22 protein-coding genes and 1 other RNA gene are annotated in these 21,512 nt (G+C 37.7%); 13 read left to right on the top strand and 10 right to left on the bottom strand.

All coding sequences use genetic code 11. The annotated features are described in order from the left end of the window. The first annotated feature begins 26 nt into the window (after positions 1–26). The 8 genes from JHT90_RS09375 to JHT90_RS09340 all read left to right on the top strand — a co-directional run bounded on the left by JHT90_RS09375 (position 27) and on the right by JHT90_RS09340 (position 8,362). Positions 27–677 carry a YfgM family protein gene (locus JHT90_RS09375; protein ID WP_201090516.1) on the top strand — a complete coding sequence of 217 codons (651 nt, stop codon included), beginning with the start codon at positions 27–29 and terminating at the stop codon, positions 675–677. Between the two features lie 2 nt (positions 678–679). After that, on the top strand, positions 680–1,816 hold the full coding sequence (gene bamB, locus JHT90_RS09370; RefSeq protein WP_201090515.1) for an outer membrane protein assembly factor BamB: 1,137 nt from the start codon (positions 680–682) through the stop codon (positions 1,814–1,816). A 103-nt stretch (positions 1,817–1,919) separates the two neighbouring features. Beyond that, positions 1,920–3,395 carry a ribosome biogenesis GTPase Der gene (gene der, locus JHT90_RS09365; protein WP_201095827.1) on the top strand — a complete coding sequence of 492 codons (1,476 nt, stop codon included), beginning with the start codon at positions 1,920–1,922 and terminating at the stop codon, positions 3,393–3,395. A gap of 44 nt (positions 3,396–3,439) precedes the next feature. Then, a complete protein-coding gene (locus JHT90_RS09360; protein ID WP_201090514.1) occupies positions 3,440–4,759 on the top strand; it encodes a toxin-antitoxin system YwqK family antitoxin in 1,320 nt (439 codons plus the stop codon). Between the two features lie 239 nt (positions 4,760–4,998). Beyond that, positions 4,999–5,385 carry a YgiW/YdeI family stress tolerance OB fold protein gene (locus tag JHT90_RS09355; protein WP_201090513.1) on the top strand — a complete coding sequence of 129 codons (387 nt, stop codon included), beginning with the start codon at positions 4,999–5,001 and terminating at the stop codon, positions 5,383–5,385. Positions 5,386–5,534: 149 nt separating this feature from the next. Beyond that, on the top strand, positions 5,535–6,197 hold the full coding sequence (locus JHT90_RS09350; RefSeq protein ID WP_201090512.1) for a response regulator: 663 nt from the start codon (positions 5,535–5,537) through the stop codon (positions 6,195–6,197). Beyond that, positions 6,194–7,549 carry a quorum sensing histidine kinase QseC gene (gene qseC / locus JHT90_RS09345; protein ID WP_201090511.1) on the top strand — a complete coding sequence of 452 codons (1,356 nt, stop codon included), beginning with the start codon at positions 6,194–6,196 and terminating at the stop codon, positions 7,547–7,549. Before JHT90_RS09350 ends, qseC begins: the two co-directional genes overlap by 4 nt. 183 nt (positions 7,550–7,732) lie before the next feature. After that, positions 7,733–8,362: a histidine phosphatase family protein gene (locus JHT90_RS09340; RefSeq protein WP_201090510.1), complete on the top strand. Its 630-nt coding sequence runs from the start codon at positions 7,733–7,735 to the stop codon at positions 8,360–8,362. Between the two features lie 116 nt (positions 8,363–8,478). Here JHT90_RS09340 and JHT90_RS09335 read toward each other — a convergent pair whose 3' ends face one another. The 4 genes from JHT90_RS09335 to JHT90_RS09320 form a co-directional block, all read right to left on the bottom strand. Next, positions 8,479–8,979, bottom strand: a complete 501-nt coding sequence (locus tag JHT90_RS09335; protein ID WP_201090509.1) for an AAA family ATPase — start codon at positions 8,977–8,979, stop codon at positions 8,479–8,481. 30 nt (positions 8,980–9,009) lie between these two features. After that, positions 9,010–9,615 carry a 5-formyltetrahydrofolate cyclo-ligase gene (locus JHT90_RS09330; RefSeq protein WP_201090508.1) on the bottom strand — a complete coding sequence of 202 codons (606 nt, stop codon included), beginning with the start codon at positions 9,613–9,615 and terminating at the stop codon, positions 9,010–9,012. A 22-nt stretch (positions 9,616–9,637) separates the two neighbouring features. Next, a non-coding RNA gene (ssrS, locus tag JHT90_RS09325) (6S RNA) lies at positions 9,638–9,814 on the bottom strand. A 113-nt stretch (positions 9,815–9,927) separates the two neighbouring features. After that, positions 9,928–10,170, bottom strand: a complete 243-nt coding sequence (locus JHT90_RS09320; protein ID WP_201090507.1) for a cell division protein ZapA — start codon at positions 10,168–10,170, stop codon at positions 9,928–9,930. Between the two features lie 413 nt (positions 10,171–10,583). On the opposite strand from JHT90_RS09320, the gene JHT90_RS09315 reads away from it, so the two are divergent. The 4 genes from JHT90_RS09315 to JHT90_RS09300 all read left to right on the top strand — a co-directional run bounded on the left by JHT90_RS09315 (position 10,584) and on the right by JHT90_RS09300 (position 14,455). After that, positions 10,584–11,144, top strand: coding sequence for a UPF0149 family protein (locus tag JHT90_RS09315; protein ID WP_201090506.1), 561 nt, complete (start codon positions 10,584–10,586; stop codon positions 11,142–11,144). A 14-nt stretch (positions 11,145–11,158) separates the two neighbouring features. After that, complete coding sequence (gene pepP, locus JHT90_RS09310; RefSeq protein ID WP_201090505.1) at positions 11,159–12,475, top strand: Xaa-Pro aminopeptidase; 1,317 nt, start codon at positions 11,159–11,161, stop codon at positions 12,473–12,475. 27 nt (positions 12,476–12,502) lie between these two features. Then, a complete protein-coding gene (ubiH, locus tag JHT90_RS09305; RefSeq protein WP_201090504.1) occupies positions 12,503–13,690 on the top strand; it encodes a 2-octaprenyl-6-methoxyphenyl hydroxylase in 1,188 nt (395 codons plus the stop codon). A 165-nt stretch (positions 13,691–13,855) separates the two neighbouring features. Next, entirely contained in the window at positions 13,856–14,455 is a 600-nt protein-coding gene (locus tag JHT90_RS09300; RefSeq protein ID WP_201090503.1) for a hypothetical protein, read from the top strand. 162 nt (positions 14,456–14,617) lie between these two features. Here the strand turns inward: JHT90_RS09300 and JHT90_RS09295 are convergent, their stop codons facing one another. The 6 genes from JHT90_RS09295 to JHT90_RS09270 all read right to left on the bottom strand — a co-directional run bounded on the left by JHT90_RS09295 (position 14,618) and on the right by JHT90_RS09270 (position 19,285). Further along, positions 14,618–15,052, bottom strand: coding sequence for a PA0061/PA0062 family lipoprotein (locus JHT90_RS09295; RefSeq protein ID WP_201090502.1), 435 nt, complete (start codon positions 15,050–15,052; stop codon positions 14,618–14,620). Then, complete coding sequence (locus JHT90_RS09290) at positions 15,039–15,464, bottom strand: DUF3301 domain-containing protein (protein WP_201090501.1); 426 nt, start codon at positions 15,462–15,464, stop codon at positions 15,039–15,041. Before JHT90_RS09290 ends, JHT90_RS09295 begins: the two co-directional genes overlap by 14 nt. A 9-nt stretch (positions 15,465–15,473) precedes the next feature. Beyond that, complete coding sequence (locus JHT90_RS09285; protein WP_201090500.1) at positions 15,474–16,061, bottom strand: YqaA family protein; 588 nt, start codon at positions 16,059–16,061, stop codon at positions 15,474–15,476. Positions 16,062–16,197: 136 nt separating this feature from the next. Next, positions 16,198–18,012 carry a cation:proton antiporter domain-containing protein gene (locus tag JHT90_RS09280; protein ID WP_201090499.1) on the bottom strand — a complete coding sequence of 605 codons (1,815 nt, stop codon included), beginning with the start codon at positions 18,010–18,012 and terminating at the stop codon, positions 16,198–16,200. Positions 18,013–18,189: 177 nt separating this feature from the next. After that, positions 18,190–18,681 carry an acyl-CoA thioesterase gene (locus JHT90_RS09275; RefSeq protein ID WP_201090498.1) on the bottom strand — a complete coding sequence of 164 codons (492 nt, stop codon included), beginning with the start codon at positions 18,679–18,681 and terminating at the stop codon, positions 18,190–18,192. 160 nt (positions 18,682–18,841) lie between these two features. Continuing rightward, positions 18,842–19,285 carry a YqaA family protein gene (locus tag JHT90_RS09270; RefSeq protein ID WP_201090497.1) on the bottom strand — a complete coding sequence of 148 codons (444 nt, stop codon included), beginning with the start codon at positions 19,283–19,285 and terminating at the stop codon, positions 18,842–18,844. Positions 19,286–19,665: 380 nt separating this feature from the next. On the opposite strand from JHT90_RS09270, the gene JHT90_RS09265 reads away from it, so the two are divergent. Then, a complete protein-coding gene (locus tag JHT90_RS09265) occupies positions 19,666–21,378 on the top strand; it encodes a cation:proton antiporter (RefSeq protein WP_201095825.1) in 1,713 nt (570 codons plus the stop codon). Positions 21,379–21,512 lie beyond the last annotated feature (134 nt).

Here is a 21,512-nt window from a genome sequence, read left to right as displayed (position 1 = left end):
TTATTAAATAATAGGAGTAGCCAATAGTGTCTACACAAACTGAACAAGAACAGATAGAAGAGTTAAAAAATTTCTGGACAGAATATGGTAAGCCTATTTTCATTGGTATATTGTTAGCGATTACAGTGGTAGCGGTATGGAAGTTTTGGGAAAACCGCCAATTAACCAATAAAATGAAAGAAGCGCAGAACTATCAAATGCTTGTTATGGCAATGTCGCAACCCATTGACCAAGTAAAAGAAGCCGATGTGGCATCCATTGCTAACCAATTACAAGAAACTAATCCTAATAGTTATTATGCGCAATACGCTAAATTTTATTTAGCTAAAGTAGCGGTTAATCAAGGTAAGTTAGAAGAGGCAGCTAAATCATTACAAGTAGTGCTTGATAAACCTGCTGATAAAGTTTTAGAAGAACTAGCGAGACAGCGTTTAGCACAAGTGTTAGCAGCACAAGATAAAATGCCTGAAGCATTAAAACTGTTAAATGCACCTGTTGAAAAAGCCTTCACCGCAAGCCGTCAGGAGCTTAAAGGTGACTTGTTACTAAAAAAAGGTGACACCGAGCAAGCTCGCACTGCCTATCAAGATGCTTTAACCGCAGCAGAAGCTGCCAAATCAGCTAATTTAGTTATTATTAAGTTAAAGCTTAATGATCTTGCCAAAGAGGGTGCGTAATAATGTGGCGCAAATTATTAACTATTTGCTCAGTTGCCTTAGTGTTAAGTGCATGTAGCAGTAGTCCTAAAGAGTTACCACCAGCTAAGCTAGTAAAATTTAATCCAGAAATTAACTTAAGCGTCTCTTGGTCGCGCTCTATTGGCGATGGCCAAGGCGATCTCTATAATCGCTTAACACCAGCAGTAGACGGCGGCACAATTTATGCGGCTGATGCTGAAGGTATTGTAATGGCGATGGATCGCTATACTGGCAAAGTTAAATGGAAGAAAAAATTAAAGTTACCTGTTTCAGGTGGTGTATCAGCTAACAATGGCGTTGTGTTACTAGGTACTTTAAAGGGTGAAGTGATAGCCCTTGAAGGTAGCACAGGCGATATTAGATGGAAAGGCCATGTAAACAGCGAAATATTATCAGCGCCAGTTACTAACAGTAATCAAGTAGTAGTACAAACCGCAGCTGATACTTTGTTTGGTTTTGATATTATAACGGGCAACGAATTATGGCGTTATGATAACTACCCTGCTATTTTAACCTTACGTGGTAGTAGTACGCCCATTATTACGCAGGATATAGCAGTATTTGGCTTATCTACAGGTCAACTTATTGCCTTAGATGCTAAACAAGGCATTCCATTATGGGGGCAGGTAATTGCAATCCCTAAAGGGCGTTCAGAATTAGAGCGTATGGTGGATATTGATGGCAAATTATTAGTATCAGGCAATACCTTGTATGTTGTAACCTATCAAGGTCAAATGGCTGCTTTAGAACTAACCACAGGTCGTATTTTATGGCAACGAATTGCTTCTAGCTATACAGGGGTAGGACAAAATTCAGGCACTGCTTTCTTAAGTTTAGCAGATGGTACAGTACAAGCGATTGATGAACGTAACTCCAGTGAGTTATGGGCTAACTCGCAATTAGCACGTCGTCAATTATCAGGCCCTGCCACTTTTTATAACTATGTAGCAGTAGGCGATTTTGAAGGTTATTTACATTTAATGAGCCAACTCGATGGTCATTTTGTAGCGCGTCGTAAAATAGATGGTAATGGTGTTCGTGTACAACCATTAGTAGTAGATAATATAATGTATGTATATGGGAATGGTGGTAAATTAGTTGCCTTAACAATTAAATAACTACTATTTATAATTATGGAGCCGTTACCTGTGCGTATGCAAGGAGCGGCTTTTGTGTTTTTATTTAGAAGCGAGTGTGCTTCTTACCCAGTGGAGACCTAATATGGTTCCTGTGCTTGCCCTAGTAGGCCGTCCAAATGTTGGTAAATCAACTTTATTTAACCGTCTTACTAAGTCGCGTAGTGCTATCGTAGCAGAGTACGCAGGCTTAACCCGTGATCGTCAATATGGCGAAGCTCATTGGAAAGGTAAACCTTATATCGTGATTGATACAGGCGGTTTATCTGGTGAAGAATTAGGTATTGATGCCAAAATGGCACAACAATCATTGCTGGCTATTGAAGAAGCAGATGTTGTGTTATTTATGGTGGATGCCAAAGATGGATTAACAGGTGGTGATCAGTTAATTATGGATCACCTACGTAAACGTAATAAAAAAACTTACTTAGTGGTTAATAAGATAGATGCGGTTAATGCTGATTATGTACAAGCAGAATTTAGCCCATTAGGTTTTGAAACTATCCTTGCCATTGCTGCGGCTCATGGTCGTGGTATTAACCCCATGCTAGAAGCCATCTTGACAGAAATGCTAGCAAATAGCGATTGTGAAGAAAGGGAAGAAGCGGTTACTGATGTGCCAGAAACGGAAGAAACTCCCCGTGTACCTGGCCCTAGTGAAAAAGATGGTATTAAAATAGCGATAATTGGTCGTCCTAATGTGGGTAAATCTACCTTAGTCAATCGTATGCTAGGTGAGGAACGCGTGGTAGTGTTTGACCAAGCAGGTACTACCCGCGACAGTATTTATATTCCTTTTACCCGTGATGAAGAAAAATATACCTTTATTGATACAGCGGGGGTTAGAAGACGGGGCAAAATTTTTGAAGCTGTTGAAAAATTCTCCGTTATTAAAACCTTGCAAGCTATTCAAGATGCCAATGTGGTGATCTTTGTAATGGATGCCAGAGAAGGTGTAGTTGAGCATGACCTTAACTTATTAGGTTTCGTATTAGAAACAGGTCGTGCCTTAGTGATTGCGCTGAATAAATGGGATGGTATGGAAGCCTCTGAACGCGACTACCTTAAAACAGAGCTACAACGTCGTTTAATGTTTGTCAACTTTGCGGATATCCATTTTATTTCTGCATTGCATGGTACAGGGGTTGGGCACCTCTATAAATCTGTACAAACTGCTTTTGCTTCTGCGGTTACTCGTTGGCCTACCAGTAAGCTAACGCGAATTTTAGAAGATGCGGTGCAGGAACATCAACCACCTTTAGTCAATGGTCGTCGTATTAAATTACGTTATGCGCACCTTGGCGGAGCAAACCCACCGCTTATTGTGATTCATGGTAATCAGGTAGAAAAAGTACCTAAATCCTATACACGTTATTTGGAAAATACCTTTAGAAGAGCCTTAAAACTGGTTGGTACACCTATTCGTATTGAATATAAGGGCAGTGTCAATCCATATGAAGGTAAGAAAAATACCCTTACCGAAAGGCAAGTGAATAAAAAGCGCCGTTTAATGAGTCATCATAAAAAAGCAGAGAAAAAACGTAAGGATAAAAAACGTTGAGATAGTGTCTAAAAGTAATAAATGTTTTTGGAGAGTAATAAATTATGGAATTGGTAAAGAAATTTATTTTGGGATTGAGTCTAGCATTATTAATAGCACCTACTGTTGCCAGTGCGCAGGTGCAAACAGAACAGACAGCGAAACCAGTAAATACTCTCCTTAAAGAGAATACGATTATTGGCTATTTCGATGAAGAGGGTAAACCTGTTGCAAGTAAAGAGCAGAGTAAATTCTATCGTAAACTAATAAAAAAAGAGGCAGCAGATACTTATGTAATTCAAGATTTCTATACCGCCTCAGATAAAAAACAAGTTGATGCTGCGCGATTTACCAAAGTTAAAAATCTAAACTCCTTTATGGCAGAAGAAATGGGAGAGATAGATGGACATTATGTACAGTGGTATGAAAATGGCCAAAAAGAAATGGAATCTCATTACAATAAAGGGCTTTTAGAAGGGACTGCTACTGTATGGTATGAATCAGGTCAAAAAAAATCTGAAGTTAACTATAAAAATAATAAGATGGATGGAGTTTTTAGAACATGGTACGCCAATGGCCAACTCGAATCTGAAACTAATTTTGTTGAGGGCGTTATAGAAGGGCCAGCAAAAATTTGGTATTTATCTGGTAAACCAAAACTACAAGCTAGTTACAATGATAATCAAATAGAAGGATTAGTAACAAAGTGGTATGAAAATGGTAATAAAATGGAACAGTACCGTTATCAAGATAATAAGTTAGAAGGCATAGTGACTAAATGGTTTGAAGATGGTCAAAAGAGCTTTGAAGCAACCTATAAAAATAATCAAATCGATGGTCTACAAATTTCTTGGCTTAAAGAAAATAATCAGCTACAAAAGCAAGAGGTCGAATACAAAAACGGTGTTATTAATGGGTTTTTTGTTCGTTATTTCCCTTCTGGCGAGAAACAAATTCAACGCTATGCTAAAGACGGTAAATTAGAAGGTTTTACTTATGCATGGCATGACAATGGTCAGAAAAAATTAGAAGTTGCTTATGAGAACGATAAAAGAAATGGCGAATCCACAGAGTGGTATAACAACGGCCAGAAAAAGATAGCGGGTATATTTAAGAATGATAAGAAAGAAGGCGTATGGAATAGTTGGTATACCAATGGTCAGCTAGAGAAAAAGTGTGGCTTTTTAGAGAATAATCCTACGTTCTGCGAGTCTTGGTATGATAATGGTACAAGAAAATCAGAAGGTAGTTATATTGCAGGTAAAAAAGAAGGTCTTTGGAAAAGATGGCATATTAATGGTTTACAAGAATCAGAGTGCCAATTTAATAAAAATATTCCTACTAACTGTAAAATTTGGAATGAAAAAGGCCAGCTAATTAACTAATCATTCTGTGTTATAAGGCTTACTGAAATTAAAAAATAAACAGCTAAGCCTTATCTTGCTTACCTATTAGACAATACAGAATATACAACTTTATATTATTAATGTTGATACTATTTTAACGCTTAGAAAAATTATAAATACTTAATAATTCCTTAATAATGTTCTGTTTTAATGACCTCATCAGATAAAGGAACAGCCCTTTATCACTATAAAATCAATTTTTATAAGAGAGTGTCAACATGAAAAAATATATATTAGCTAGTTTATTAGTTGCTTCTAGTTCCCTTGTTTTAGCGGATGGTTTTACAGGTGCTAGTACAGCAAATAATGCAGGTGGCTACACTGGGCCAGCCAATACATCTGCTAAGTTAATGTCGGTTAAACAAGCGCAATCTTTAGCAGATGATAGTTATGTAACGTTGAGAGGCAACATTGTTCAACATATCAGGGAAGACAAATACTCTTTCCAAGACAGTACTGGTAAAGTGGTTGTTGAAATAGACAATGATCTTTGGTACGGCTTAACTGTAGCCCCTACAGATACTGTTGAAATCATTGGTGAAGTGGATAAAGACAGCCCTTGGGGAAAAGTTGAGATTGATGTTAAAAGCATCAAGAAAATTTAGTTATTAAGATAATCCCTGTCTTAATAAAGCTAATAATCTCTCAGCTTTGGCAAGCCCCTATCATAGGGGCTCTCCATCACCCTGTATAATTATTATTCAAGATAAGTTATGCTTATTGATGACTAATAATATTTGATTGAAAAATAACTATGCGAATCTTACTGATTGAAGATGATAAATTAATCGGCGATGGTATTAAGGTAGGATTAACAGCCTATGGTTACTCAGTAGATTGGTTTACAGATGGTTCACAAGGGCAACAGGCACTTTTAGCGGCTGATTATGATGCAGTGATTTTAGATCTTGGCTTACCTAAAATAGATGGTATGCAAATTCTTTCTTATTGGCGTAAAAATGGCCTGCAACAACCTATTATTATTTTGACTGCACGAGATGCCATAGAGCAACGGGTCACAGGGCTACAATGTGGTGCTGATGATTATTTATGTAAGCCCTTTGCTTTAGAAGAATTATCAGCACGTTTACAAACTATTATCAGGCGTACCCATGGACAAAGTTCCTCTGAATTAGTCTATGAAGATATTCGTCTTAATATTGCCAACCGTCAAGTAACCCGTGATAATCAATCGGTTTCCTTAACCACTAAAGAAGTGAATATCTTAGAGCTGTTTTTACTTAATCCTAATCGACTGTTATCTCGTGAATTATTACAAGAAAAATTGTATTCTTGGGATACTGATGTAAGCAGTAATACGGTGGATGTATATATCCATAACTTACGTAAAAAGTTAGGTAATAAAATAATCAAAACCGTGTATGGTGCAGGCTATATTCTAGGAAATGAGCAATGAAAAGGCTCAGTTTAAAATTTAGATTTATTATTTATTTTTGTATTACCATTGTGATTACTTGGAGCATTGCCACAGGTATTACCTATGTACTATCCAGAAAAATATTAAAAGAAGTTTTTGATAGCCAACAAGTACTTTTTGCTAAACGCCTAGCCTCATTAGATTTAAATGATCTATCACAGAATGACGATGAAAAATCACAAATAGTTGAAGTCCATTCAAAAGCTATAAAACGTTTTGACTATGATGACGATGTTTTATCCTTTGCGGTTTTTAACCAATATGGAAAAATGATTCTGCACGATGATGAAGATGGTGAGGACTTTATATTTAATAATAAAGTGCTGCAACAAGCAGACCCTGTGTATATGGAAGATACTAAAGAATGGCGAATTATTTGGCTCAGGACGCACGATAACAAAACCATTATAGCAGTAGGCCAAGAGAATGAATACCGTGAAGAAATGGCAGAACGAATGGCCATTGCACAAGCGTTACCTTGGCTGATTATGATTACTATCTTAATGATAGTAACTATTATCACTATTTCCCGTGAGTTATTACCCTTAAATAAATTAGCCAAAGAATTACAACAAAGACAACCTGATGACTCAACGCAGATTATAGATAAGGATGCACCAAAAGAAATTAAACCTTTTATAGCCGCCCTTAATTCCTTATTTAATAAAATTTCTGCCATGATTATCAGGGAAAGACGTTTTACCGAAAACGCTGCCCATGAATTGCGTTCACCCTTAACCGCATTAAGAATTCAAGCAGAAGTGGCACAGATTTCCGCCATAAATTCTGAACAACAAAAAACAGCGCTTAATAATTTAATTACAGGCATCGACAGAGCGAGTCGTCTGGTTGATCAACTATTAACCTTATCAAGGCTTGATGCAGAGTCAAAAATAACCGAGCAACAGCCGATTGATTGGCAGGGTTTAATCGCCTCTGAAATTGATTTATTAACGCCATTGGCAAATAAAAAACAGATCAGTATTAAATATCAACTGATTAATAAAAATACCCAGTGTAAAGGTAACCCTTTATTTGTTTCACTATTGATTCGTAACTTAATTGATAATGCCATTAAATATTGCCCTCAGCACAGCCAAATAACAATTACCGAAAATAGTAGGGTGATTACTATTGAAGATAATGGACAGGGTGTTGATAAGGAAACCTTAGCCCGCTTGGGAGAGCGTTTCTATAGACCCGCAGGGATGGATATAACAGGCAGTGGGCTAGGTATTTCTATTGTGAAACAGGTGGCAATGTTACATCGCTGGAATATCCAGTTTTATTTAGTGAAGCCAACGGGTTTAGGTGTCAAAATTACCGCCTAATAAACTATAAGTAAAAACTTTACAGCGTACACGTTTAGCCATCGTTATCAAAAAAATGTAACTAACTTTTTAGGTTGTCATACTCCTGACATAAACCTTGTTTATGCTAATAGAAAATAAAACCAATGATGGGGTTTTATTTAAAAGCAGTAACTATTTTGGATAAACAATAACGGAGTTTTTATGACAATAAAAAAACTAACTTTACCTCGTAAACCCTTTGTGTTTATGCGGCATGCACAAACAGACGCTAATTCAAAACATATGGTGTGCGGTAGTCTGGATATGTTGCTGGATACCACAGGTGTTAATCAAGCCATTGATTGCGGTGAGCTATTAGCTAAATATCAATGGTCATGTATTGCTACCAGTGCTTTGAGACGCACCCAAATGACGGCTGAATTAGCATTACCTAATCAATCTTTTACCATTTTTAAAGGGCTTAATGAACGTGATTGGGGGCGTTTAGAAGGTACTCCTATCCCTGAGCAAAGAGATTATTTTGCAACGCCTGCCAAAGGTGAAGCATGGATAGATTTTATGGAGCGAGTAGCAGCTTCACTTAGCGAGATTTTAAACCACTACGACTTCCCATTGATTATTGCTCACTCAGGTGTATGGCGAGTGATTAAGTATTTACAAGGTGGCATGCCAGAAGGGCCGCGTATTAAAAATGCACAGCCTATGTTATTACAACCTAATCCTAATAATAAGGAACAGTGGTTAGCTGAAAAATTTTTAACCCAAGCCAAAGATAATATTAGGATTGATTTAACGAAAGTGAGTTATGATAATGCTATGTATTATCACTAATAATAACTATTTATCGTCCTTTATTAAATACCTTTTGTATAGTGCTAAAAGCTTAATAAAGCTTTTTTAGTGCTGTATTATTAAAGTCTTCCATCAAAAAAATTACCCACATCTAATTATTTACTAAGGTATTGTAGAATAAGGTCTACTGCTTGTGCTACAGAAGTGGTGGCAGTATCTATGGTGAGTGGTTTATTAAGCCAAGGCTGATAGTAACGATCAGTAATTTTTTGCCATGTAGGTAATGTAAAGTTGGGGATATCAGTTAAACGATTTTCTGCGTGTTGTTGATGAATGGTTTTATCAGAGCAGATAATTTCCACTTCTAAATATTCACTAGCAGCTAATTTAGCCGCGTTACGCCATGCTGCTCTGGTAAGATCTAGCGGATTAACCGAATCAGCAATCACACTATTGCCTAGTTTTAGGTTTTCTGTTGCTAGACTATAGCCAATGCGATAACCCATATCCTCCATATCAGCAGATACTTTTCCAGTTAATGCTATGCTGTGTTCAATCGTATCAACTCGTAAATAGGTGGCTTTTATATGCTTAGCAAGGGCTTGGGCAATGGTTGTTTTACCTGTGGCGGGTAAACCACCGAAAATAATTAGCATATTAATTTCTCGTTATTTTAAAAATAAGCGTTATTGAGTATACCAACGTTGATCTGTCACAATGGCGTGTACAGGAATATCCCAACTATTTAATTGTAATTTATCTACTTTTTGGCATTCATGGGCTAAGCCTAATAAATAAGGTTTATGCCAACGTTTACGATTTTTTAAATAACTGAGGTAACGGTCATAAAAACCACCACCCATACCTAAACGCCCACCATATTCATCAAACCCTACTAATGGCATTAAAATAAGATCAAGTTTTACAGGATGAACTTGATGACGAAAACTAGCCACAGGTTGTTTAATATTAAAGCGATTGAGTGTCCAACGTGTATCAGGAGTTATACGCTGAAAAGCCATAGCAAACTTAGGCCAACGTTGTAAGATAGGTAAATAAATAGTTTTTTTATAACGCTGTGCTGCTTTTAGTAATAGATAAGGGTCTATCTCACCATCATTAGCTATATATAAACCGATATGCTGTGCTTTTCTAAATAATGGGTGATGAATAACTTGTTGATATAGGTGTTTGGCGGCTATTTTTTGCTGTAAGGGAGTAAGTGTGCATCTACGGTTGCGTAGTAATTTGCGTAGCGCTTTTGGGGAGAGAGTGGCGGCCGTAATTGTCATAATGATTAGGCTTAGTAAAGATAGAGCTCCAAAGATGCCGTTATTGGGTTAGCCCTTGAACCCAGAAGTTCAAGGTGGTGGCTACCGCAGACCTTTAGGCTTTCCGTGAAACGGACATGCACACCAGTCATTTGATAACCCCCGTTTAAAAGATTATCGGCTCAGGGACGTCTCCAATTGACGAACATCCGAGGAGTTAATTTTATTATACGCTAATTAGCGCAACTGTAAACACTAATTAAACCAATTATGGGTAATATCACCATTGTGTTGCAATGCATTAAGCTATTTTGCAAGCAAATATTTAATGGCTTATAAAAGCTTTTGTTGAGCCCCTTTTTTGGATTTTTGCTCTAATAACTCATAAGTAATATTCAGTGCAGCAGTTACTGCAATACGCTCAACACCAATAGCTTTACCACTCGACCGAATTTCTCGCATCATTTTATCAAGATAGTCTGCTGCTTGTTGTAGTTCAAGGCGTTTATCTTCTGGGCAAGTAAGATGATATTCTTTATCTAAGATATGTACAGTCATTGTCTCAGGTTGTTTCATAAATTTTATCCAATCAGGGGAGAGGTAACTTTTTAAACTAATGATATATCAAGTTACTACAATATAGTCATTCTGTTAAGTAATAACCATTAATTATACAATTAAATTTTAGCTTTGTTAGGTTAGATTGTTACTATAATAGTCTAATCATAGAAATAGGTAGTTGAGATAAATCGGCTAAATTAAAATATAACACCTGTTTCAAGCAATAATCTGTAAATAAATACATGGTCACTTAGTCATTCACCTAGCTAGCGAGCAAAGCAGTATATAGGCTAAATACGGGTATGTTGTTATCGCTTATTAATAGCTATTACAGCTACTGTATAATATGCTTGTGCTACTTTTAGAGGTTGGTTTCTTAGTGCTAGGTTGTTACTATATAACCTATTTTTCAAGAGTTATTATCTGTTATGTCACAAACATTATCTTCTGCTTATGCAGGGCTAGCAAAATTATTAACTGACGCAGGCCATATTATTACACCTGCTGAACTACAAGGTATCTTATGGGGTAGAACAGTGGCAGGTGCTAGTAGCCAGCCCTCGCAAGTGATACCAGAGTTATCCTCTTTTTTAGAAGAAGGCGAGATAACAGAGGCTATTCAGCAGGCAATCACGGGCCTACAAGAAATGGTTAATAAAGAGCTAACTGATGGTAGTGTGGCTGTTACTTTATTAATGCCGATTGATGATGAATCTTTAAGTGATCGACTAAATGCCCTTACTGAATGGAGCAACGGTTTTTTATCAGGTTTTGGTAGCGTCAAACAGACAGCTAAATTAGCTAAAGAAGTATTAGAAATTTTAGAAGATTTAGCCTCTATTACCCAACTAGATACAAATATTGCGGTTGAAGATGAAGCCCGTAGTGAAGGTGATTATACAGAACTCGTAGAGTTTTTAAGGGTTGCGCCATTACTGGTTGCCACTGAACTTAAAAGTAAAGCTAGCACAGAACAAACTGTACACTAACCATAGGATACATAATGATCACCATTGCTGCTACTGAATATCAACAACGTCGCCAACGTTTATTAGCTGAACTCGATGCTAATGGTATTGCAGTGATTGCTGCGGCTGCTATTGTCGAGCGTAATGAAGGGGTGGAATATCCCTACCGACAAGATAGCAACTTTCAGTATTTAACAGGTTTTCCAGAGCCAGAAGCATTATTAGTGTTGGTTCCCAATCGAGCAGAAGGCCAAGTTATTTTGTTCTGCCGTGATCGTGATCCGTTGCTGGAAGTTTGGACAGGCATTCGAGCAGGGCAAGAAGGGGCTATTAAAAATTATGGTGTGGATCAAGCATTCTCTATCAAACAACTTGACGAGATAATGCCCACTTTATTAGATGGACGTAGCAAAGTTTATTCCCTGATCGCCACCCAACACGATGTTCAGCAACAACTACGCAAATGGGTAGAGGTGGTGCGCAGTAGAGCAAAACAAGATGCAGTAGCGCCTACTACTTTTAAAGCATTAGAGCCTATTTTGCATGAAATGCGCTTGCATAAAAGTGAAGCAGAGTTAGCGGTTATGCAATATGCCATGGATATTTCTGCCAAAGCACATATTCGAGCAATGCAAGAAAGTAAAGCAGGTCTCTATGAATATAGCCTAGAAGCGGCTTTAGAATATGAGTTCCGTAGAGGTGGTGCGCGCTTAGTGGCCTATAACTCGATTGTAGCCAGTGGCAGCAATGCTTGTATTTTGCATTATCAAGATAATAACGCACAGTTAAAAGCAGGTGATCTAGTAATGATTGATGCGGGCTGTGAGGTTGATTGTTATGCCAGTGATATTAGCCGTACTTTCCCTGTTACAGGCAAGTTTTCAGCCGAACAAAAAGCACTCTATGAAATTGTACTAGCAGCTAACATGGCCGCCATTGGCGAAGTAGCACCTAATAAGCCCTATCAAGCGCCCCATGATATAGCCGTTAAAATAATCACTGAAGGATTAGTGGAGTTAGGAATTTTACAGGGAAATGTTGAAACATTGATTGCCAACAAAGCATATACTGAATTTTACATGCATAGTACTGGCCACTGGTTAGGACTCGATGTGCATGATGTGGGTGCTTATCGCATTAATAAACAAAGTCGTCCATTTGAAGCGGGTATGGTACTAACCATTGAGCCGGGTATTTATATTGCACCTGATAATACAAAGGTTGCTGAAAAATGGCGAGGCATAGGCATTCGTATTGAAGATAATGTAGTAGTGACTGAACAAGGCCATCGCGTGATGACTGCTAATGCACCAAAAACGATTGCCGAAATTGAGTCATTAATGGCTTGTTAACATTGAAATATAGACTGGAGAAAAAACATGCAGCAAAATGATCTCGTCATTATTGGTGGAGGTTTAGTTGGTGCGAGTTTAGCATTATGTCTGCAAACAGCAGTACGTGAGCGCGGTTGGCGAGTTAAATTGATAGAACCTTATTCTATCGATGGTAACTATCAGCCGAGTTACGATGCACGCTCTTCAGCTATTTCTTATGGCTCAAAACTTATCTATGATCAACTAGGGGTATGGGATGAACTTGCCAAAAGAGCAGAACCCATTACCCATATTCAAGTCTCTGAACGGGGACATGGAGTTACAGTTAATCTAGATGCTAAGCAAGAAAATATGCCTGCTTTTGGCTACGTTATTGATAATGCATGGATTGGTAAGTGTTTACTAGAAGCGATAGATACAGAGGTGCTTCACTGCCAATATGATACTGAAGTGCGTAAATTAATACCTAAGTCCGAAGGTTATGACGTTATTTTAGATGATAATGAAAAACTGTCTGCTAATCTTGTGGTGCTAGCCGATGGTGGGCGCTCTGATCTACGTAATCAACTAGGTATACATGTTAAACGCACGCCTTATGGGCAAACAGCTATTATTGCTAATGTTACCCCAGGTTGCCGCCATATGGGACGCGCCTTTGAGCGTTTTACCGAGCAAGGTCCCATTGCATTACTACCCTTGGCAGAGAATAACTGTGCGCTAGTATTGACGCGCGAACACGAAGAAGCAGAAAGATTATTAGCATTATCTGATGAAGACTTTTTAATTGAATTACAAAAAGCCTTTGGCAACCGTATGGGGCAATTCAAACGTATCGGTGAGCGTCATAATTACCAGTTAGTGTTAAGCGAAGCACAAGAACAAGTAAGACCTCATTTAGTATTATTAGGTAACTCTGCACACGGTATGCACCCCGTAGCTGGGCAGGGCTATAACTTATCATTACGGGATACATGGGCATTAGCCCAAGTATTAATAAAATCGGATAAACCTCTAGGCGACTTTGCAACCCTACAGCAATACCTGCAACAAAGACTACGCGATCAACACCTTATTATTGGTTTTTCTGATCAACTCACCCGTCTATTCTCAAATAAACAACCTATCCTAAAATTCGGTCGTTTCTTAGGGCTTGGAGTAGCAGGGGCAAATCTTGTACCGCCATTAAAGCACTGGTTTATTTTACAAGCCATGGGCTTGGGTGTTAATCAGTAACTATTAATACACCCATTTGTAAGCGAATGTTGGTAATTAAATGTTATTAAAAACAGGGTAATTCATCAATTTATTACCTTAAGGTAGCATTAACGTGTGATATGACTTGTTGTAATCTGATAAGTGACTATTTACTTTTATTTATTAGGTTTAAGGAGTTCCACCATGCGTTCATCTATGCTTTGTGCTTTGGCTCTAGCGGTGACTAGTACAGCAACTCTTGCACAAACTACTACAACTACCACAACTACTCGTGAAATTTCTCCTGCTCCAGTAGAACACGTTACCTCGCAAACTACCCATACAACGACTGAACATGTTGTAACAGAGACGGTTAAAGAAATTTCTGCAGGTGATAGAATGCAAATTGTAGCCAATGTGTTATGTCAGAATGTACCACCTGTACAAGATCCTGTAGCAGCAGTTAATGTGTATAGCAATTATATCGATCAAGTATCACAGCTATTTGCAAATAACTCTCAAAATATGACCAGTAATACCATTGGTATTAATAATGACCATCAAATGTCTTATACCCTATACTCACCAGTAAATATTGTGGGCATAGATTTTACTACAGTTAATATTAATAAATTAAAAGATCAAAATGGTAGCTACCACCAAATCACTGCAAGTAAGCCTTTAACAGCATCAGATCAAGGTTCACTTTCAGGCATTCCACAAAATGATAATTTAACAGTTTCTACTGCAAACCAGAAATTAGAAATTATCTGTAATGTGAAAGTGCCAATGGTAGAAAAATAATACTGTATAGCTATTACGCTATATTTTTATACGTCGTTGAATGGCTTTGCCGTACTATAGTGTAATGTCTTCAGCCATTCGCCTTGTCTAAAATTATATAGAAATAGTTATAGCTATAAAAAAACCGTCATTTGATGACGGTTTTTTTGTGTTTAGATTTAATTAATAAGGGCCACATCTAACATCGACTTCAGAAAAATCAAACAGCTTGGTGTTATCACCTTTGCTAATCAGAAGTTGTGCGCCTGTCACCATAGGTCGTGCTTCTAGACGATAGCTAACACCTGCTTCAAAGTCATAGTTAAAGCTCATTAAACAAGTGATATAACCTCTATCGCGGAACACACCTGTTACTTCTGCTGTCTCATATTGAAAACGAACCGCTAAGCGATGGCTGCCTGCAGGTACTTTGAAGTAACGACCATCATTTACTCGCTGACGGTCTAAAGTGTCAGCCATAAGGCTTCTACTGGGTTGTGCATACATTTCTACAATAGCCGTATCAGCAGTAGGTTGTGGAATAGGGGAGGAAGTGCAAGCTGTTAGTAAGCCAGCAGTTAATAATAAAACCAAAGAGTTTAAATTAATCTTTTTCATAAGTATTTTTACGCTTTTTATAATCATCTAAGGTTAATAAGGTAGGATGAGGTCTATTTTCAACAATGCTACCCTGTGTATCTTCAGCTTGTTGTGGGTTAAAAGGATAGGGTGGTAAGTCAATGCTACCAACATGATAACCAAATAGAGTAATGGTGCCTGTGTAACGTTGCTCACCCGTTACCGTAAACTCAAAGCTGTAAATTCTGGCAAATCTTAATTTGCCATAGCCATCCCGTTTAAAGGTAATAGCTTTTAAAGCAACATAACCATCCAGTAAGGTAAGGTTAAGTTTTTCGCAGTGCTGTTTAATACAGCGTAACGCATAATCTCTTTGACCATGAATACGCCACCACCACAATAAACCAATAGCAACAATAATGATAATGGTTAGTTCAAGCGGTGATAGCATATGAGTATCCTAGTGAAATGCGTATTTCGCTAAATATAAACCACCAGCGATAATAAGAACAAGCGCAGTAAAGGCAAGTCCTAATCTTTTTTCAATTATTTGCTTAGCTTTAGGACCTAGCCAATAAAGCACACTACAAGTAATTAAAAAACGGGTACCACGAGCGAAAGTACCCACTAACACAAATACTAAAAAGTTTAGTTGGGTAATACCGCTTAAAATGGTGATTACTTTATAAGGCAGAGGAGTAAAACCTCCTCCTAAAAGTACCATTAACCAACCAAGTTCATTAAATTTTTCTTTGGCGGTTTCAAAACTGTCTTGTAAACCATAGAGGTTGATAATCCACTGGCCTACAGTATCCATCAGGAACATACCGATTAGATAACCAAAAATACCTCCCAGTGCAGAGCTAAGGGTACAAATAAAGAAATAGCGCCACGTTTTTTTACGGTTGGCCATAATCATTGGCGCTAATACAACATCAGGTGGAATCGGAAAGAATGAACTTTCTGCAAAACTAACCCCAGCTAATGCCCATTCAGAGCGAGGATGTTCTGCGAGTCGCATAGTCCACTCATACAAACGACGTAACATCTAAAAGGATTTCCTTAATGGAAGTGATAAACGGGCTAATTCTACTAAATTCTGTAAATAGAACGTTAGTCTTTTAATATTAAAAAGTATGTTATAGAGCAAAGGGCTATGATTATTTAGCCCTTTGCCTAATATGTTAGATATTGATCTGTTGTTCTGATACAGATTTAAGTAAACGTGACTCCATAAGACGCGCAATTTCTCGTTCACCAATCACCACAAAATTAGAACCATGTTCTTCTAAGTGAATCTGTTCAGCCTCAGTTTGAGCACGTGCCATAATATCGAGCGATGCATTACAGTTTCTCGCATGTTCAGCAATTTGGCCTGCCTCAAAACCATTAGGAACAGCGATTAATAACCATTGCGCTTGTTCAATATTAGCACGTTGCAATATATTGATATTAGCTGCATTGCCTTCAACCACGGTATAGCCCAGTTCTCTTGCTGAGTCTACCCGTACATGGGCGTCTTCAATAATCACAAAAGGCACACCTTTTTCATGCAAATATTGGCTAGTCAACACACCAACACGGCCATAACCCACAATAATAGCATGTTGAGTTTCTGTGATTGGTTGAATATCATCACTTTCTTCTTCAGCTACTGCTGCTTGAGGTACTGCATCTGAACCAAGGTCAGTGGTAGTAGTATCTGTTGTTTCCGTAGAGGTAGCCGTTACAGCAGCCTCTTTTTTGTCTGCTGTTGCGTAGAAGCGATCCAATAATACAAATAATATGGGGTTAATTAAAATAGATAAAATAGCACCTGCTAATACCAGATCATACCCTTCTTTAGGAAGTATATGATAAGTCATCCCTAACCCTGCAAGGATAAAAGAGAACTCACCGATTTGGGCTAAGCTAGCAGAGATAGTAAGTGCAGTATGGGTAGGCTTGCCAAAGGCTTTAACGATAACAAAAGCAGCAATAGATTTACCAATAACAATAATCAGTAAGGTTGCTAATACCATAACAGGTTGTTCAACCAATACCTTAGGATCAAATAACATACCTACTGATACAAAGAACAATACCGCAAAGGCATCACGGAACGGTAAAGAGTCTTCAGCCGCTTTATGGCTCAGCTCTGATTCATTGAGTACCATACCAGCAAAGAAAGCACCAAGAGCAAATGATACGCCAAATAGTTCAGCAGAACCAAAAGCAATACCCATCGCAATAGCCAGTACCGATAGGGTAAATAGCTCTCTTGAGCCCATACCTGCAACACGTTCTAATACCCATGGAATTACTTTTCTACCAACCAGAATCATTAAGGCGATAAAGGCAGCTACCTTACCTAAGGTAATTAAAAGCTGCATAACAATTCCCATTTGAGCAGGGGAAGTGTCTGCTACAGCAGTAATAGCGGCATCAGCTAAATCTTGATTATGGGCAGCATCGGCAGCAATATCGCCAGCAGAACCACCTAATACACCAGCTAGAGCAGGTAAAAGTACAAGGGCTAATACCATAACAAGGTCTTCAACAATTAACCAACCGACGGCGATTTTACCGCGACGGGAATCAATTAATTGTCTAGACTCTAAAGCCCTTAATAACACCACGGTACTAGCAACAGAAAGAGCTAAACCAAAGATTAAACCCGTTCCAAAATTCCAACCAATTAACCAAGCAAGCCCCATGCCCATGAGTGTTGCTAGGGTGATTTGGGCAATCGCGCCGGGAATAGCAATATTTTTAACGGACATAAGGTCTTTCAGGGAGAAATGTAGACCAACACCGAACATCAGCAAAATTACACCAATTTCTGAAATTTCGTGGGAAAGGTGACCATCCGCCACAAAGAATGGTGTATAAGGGCCAACACAAATGCCAGCAATAAGATAGCCCACTAGAGGAGATATTCTTAAGCGATGTGCAATAGCACCTAGAATAAGCGCTAAAACAAAACCAACGGAAATGGTTGCTATTAACGGTGTTTCCATAAATTCTCCCTTTTATAATATAAAAACAAAAACCACCAGTGAGTTAGCAAAGACTACTTCACCAGTGTTAATGAATAGAGTTATTAGAATGATGTTAAAGTTATAAAATTAGCTTATTTTATAACAAGATTCTATAGTTAAATACTATAGAATAATATTTATTTTTTTATCATTATATTACGGCAAATATTCTTTCTTCATATTTTCGTATTGTTGTTCGAGATTTTGCCGAATTTCACGTCTTTTCTTCGCTTGATGGAAACGTCTTATGCCTTCTTTAGTGGAGGGTGTTAAAGGCGGAACTTGACAAGGGTTGCCATCATCATCCATAGCAACCATGGTAAAAAAACAACTATTGGTATGGCGTATTTTTTTCTGTTTAATATTTTCTGTGACCACTTTGATACCTATTTCCATTGAGGTATTACCTGTATAGTTTACTGAGGCCAGAAAGTGGACTAACTCCCCCACATGGATAGGGGCGCGGAACATTACTTGATCCACTGAAAGAGTGACAGCATAGCAACCAGCATAACGACTAGCACAAGCATAGGCCACTTCATCCAATAATTTTAATAAAGTACCGCCATGAACATTGCCTGTAAAATTCGCCATATCTGGCGTCATCAGTACCGACATAAACAGTTCTGAATTATTTGGAATTTGCATTTTTAACCGATTTCCTAAAAAAATATAAAAATAGCTAAGCTTATGGGTTCAATAGATACTATTAATAACATTAAATTCATTTTCCTTGGAAAATAAATTATTAAAATTTTTATTATTTTGTGTTGGTTTTAAGCTGACTAATGCAACAAAAGAGGTTAAATTAACTAAATAAGCCTAGTGTAATGGCAACTAATACACAATAACGTGCCAGTTTAGCGGTAGTGACAATGGTCAAAAATAACCATAAGGGTACTCTCATAATACCTGCTATCATGGTGATTGGATCACCAATAACAGGCATCCAACTCAGTAGTAAAGACCATTTACCACCGTATTTGTGATACCAAACTTCAGCACGCACTAATGTTTCATGTTTTATAGGGAACCAAGATCGATTGCTAAACTGCTCAAGCTTTCGCCCTAAATACCAGTTGATGGTTGAACCCAGTACATTACCTAGTGTGGCTACAATAATAAGTAGGCTAATAGGTTGGCTGTCCGTTAACACTAAACCTATTAACAGCGCTTCTGATTGTAAAGGTAACAGTGTTGCCGCCAGTAATGCGACAAAAAATAAACTAGCATACACCCAAAGATTGATCACTCGGATAATCCTAACTTAGTAGCATAAGGTGAGTAATTGGCGATGGATTTAAAATGGCTTATAAGTGGCGTATTATCGATCATTTTCAACGTTGAATCTAAGCATATAGTCTAAAATATAGTATAAAGGTTATTTGCTTTTTTTGTAGAATAGGAAAGTAAGCTATTTGTTAAAAAAAGAATAATACTGTAAATAAGTTAATAATATATACTTAATAGCATTATTTTTATTAAAATTCTTTCTATCAACAATTTATTTGTTGTGTACTTTTCTATTAAAATACACGCCTTAGTTTATTTATAAATAGTATAAGTTTTTTTATTTTTTAGGAGGCCATCTTGCACCACGCTACCAGTTTTCTCCAAGATTTGGCTATTCTTATGCTATTTGCAGGCGTAACGATTGTTATTTTTACCCGTCTAAAACAGCCTATTGTGTTAGGTTACATGGTGGCTGGCTTTCTTATCGGCCCTTATTTTATGAAGCCAGGGCTTATTCACGATCAAGATAGTATTGAGACATTATCCCAGTTAGGGGTAATTTTTCTGATGTTCTGCTTAGGTTTAGAGTTTAGTATTCGACGATTATTTTCAGTAGGTGCTACCGCTTTTACAGTGGCGCTATTGGAAATTGTGGTAATGGTTTGGTTAGGCCATGAAATTGGACGTTTCTTTGGCTGGGGAAAAATGGACACCTTATTCCTAGGTGCATTGTTGGCCATGTCTTCTACCACGATTATTGTTAAAGCACTAAATGACCTAAAAATGAAACATGAACGATTTGCCCAATTGGTGTTTGGGGCATTGATTGTGGAAGATATTTTAGGCATTGGCATTATTGCTTTACTGTCTGGTATAGCTACTTCTGGCGGAGAAATTGACACGGCTAATGTGATGACAACCATTAGTAAGTTAGTACTGTTTATGGTGGTGTCATTAGTGATAGGGATTATCATGGTGCCACGCATACTCTCTTATATTGCACGTTTCCAAAGTGATGAAGTGATGTTGGTAACGGTATTAGGCATTTGCTTTGGCTTTTGTTTAGTGGTTATTTCCCTTGATTACAGTGTCGTGTTAGGTGCTTTCTTAGTGGGCGCCATTATGGCAGAATCCAGACAATTGGCTCAAATAGAACGTATTATTGAGCCCATTCGTGACTTATTTAGTGCTATATTCTTTGTCACTATTGGTATGTTGATGGATCCCTCGATCCTTAAAACTTATTCATTAGAAATTTTTGTTATTGCTGCGGCAGTAATTGTTGGTAAATTTGTTTCTTGTGGATTAGGCGCTTTTATTACAGGCAATGATGGCAGAACTTCCTTAAGAGCAGGTATGGGGCTATCTCAGATTGGAGAGTTCTCTTTTATTATCGCTGCCTTAGGGATGAGTTTAGGGGTTACCAGTGATTTCCTCTATTCTATTGTGGTAGCAGTATCAGTGATTACTACCTTAACCACCCCTTATTCAATAAAATTGGCAGATCCACTATCAAGAGGTTTAGCCAAAGTTATCCCTGCACCTATTAGTAAAGTATTTACTGCTTATACCGAATGGGTCGATCATATTCGATTGCATGGTGATAAAGCGGTGCTAGCAGGTATGATCCGTAAAATCATTATGCAGGTAGGGATTAATCTCTCCTTAGTAATCGCTATTTTCTTGGCGGTAGCTTACTTTGTCGGGCCTATTAGCGAATGGCTAGGTCATTGGGTTAGCAAAGTTGATTATCGTAAAGCTATTATTTGTGGTGTTGCAATGATTTTATCATTACCTTTTTTAATCGCTGCCTACCGTAAATTAAAAGCATTATCCATGCTATTGGCAGAAATGAGCTTAAAAGGCAGTAATGTCAAACTACAACGGGTAATTGCGGAGGTTATACCTGCGTTATCGATGATTGCTATTTTAGTGTTATTATCAGCCTTATCCTCAACTATTTTACCTTCCCGTGAAACATTGATTATTGTAGTGGCGGTCACTGCTGTTTTAACGTTAGTGCTTTGGCGTTGGTTTGTAAAAATCCATTCAAGATTACAAATAGCTTTATTTGAAACCTTAGAAAATAACCAAGAAAATCATCATAAATAGTTTCTAAAAATAGAAAGCGGTAGCTTTCTATTTTTACACTTCATTGCTTAATATTGTCTTATTGATAAACCGTTTTAAGTTATTCTGTTGCTCTAAAATCGCCTAAAAAAACTATAAATAATGGCCCATTATTT

This window comes from Entomomonas asaccharolytica, from assembly GCF_016653615.1.
Classification (GTDB): Bacteria; Pseudomonadota; Gammaproteobacteria; order Pseudomonadales; family Pseudomonadaceae; genus Entomomonas; species Entomomonas asaccharolytica.
The sequence above is the reverse complement of the archived record's forward strand: the minus strand, read 5'-3'. Positions and strand labels throughout refer to the sequence as shown.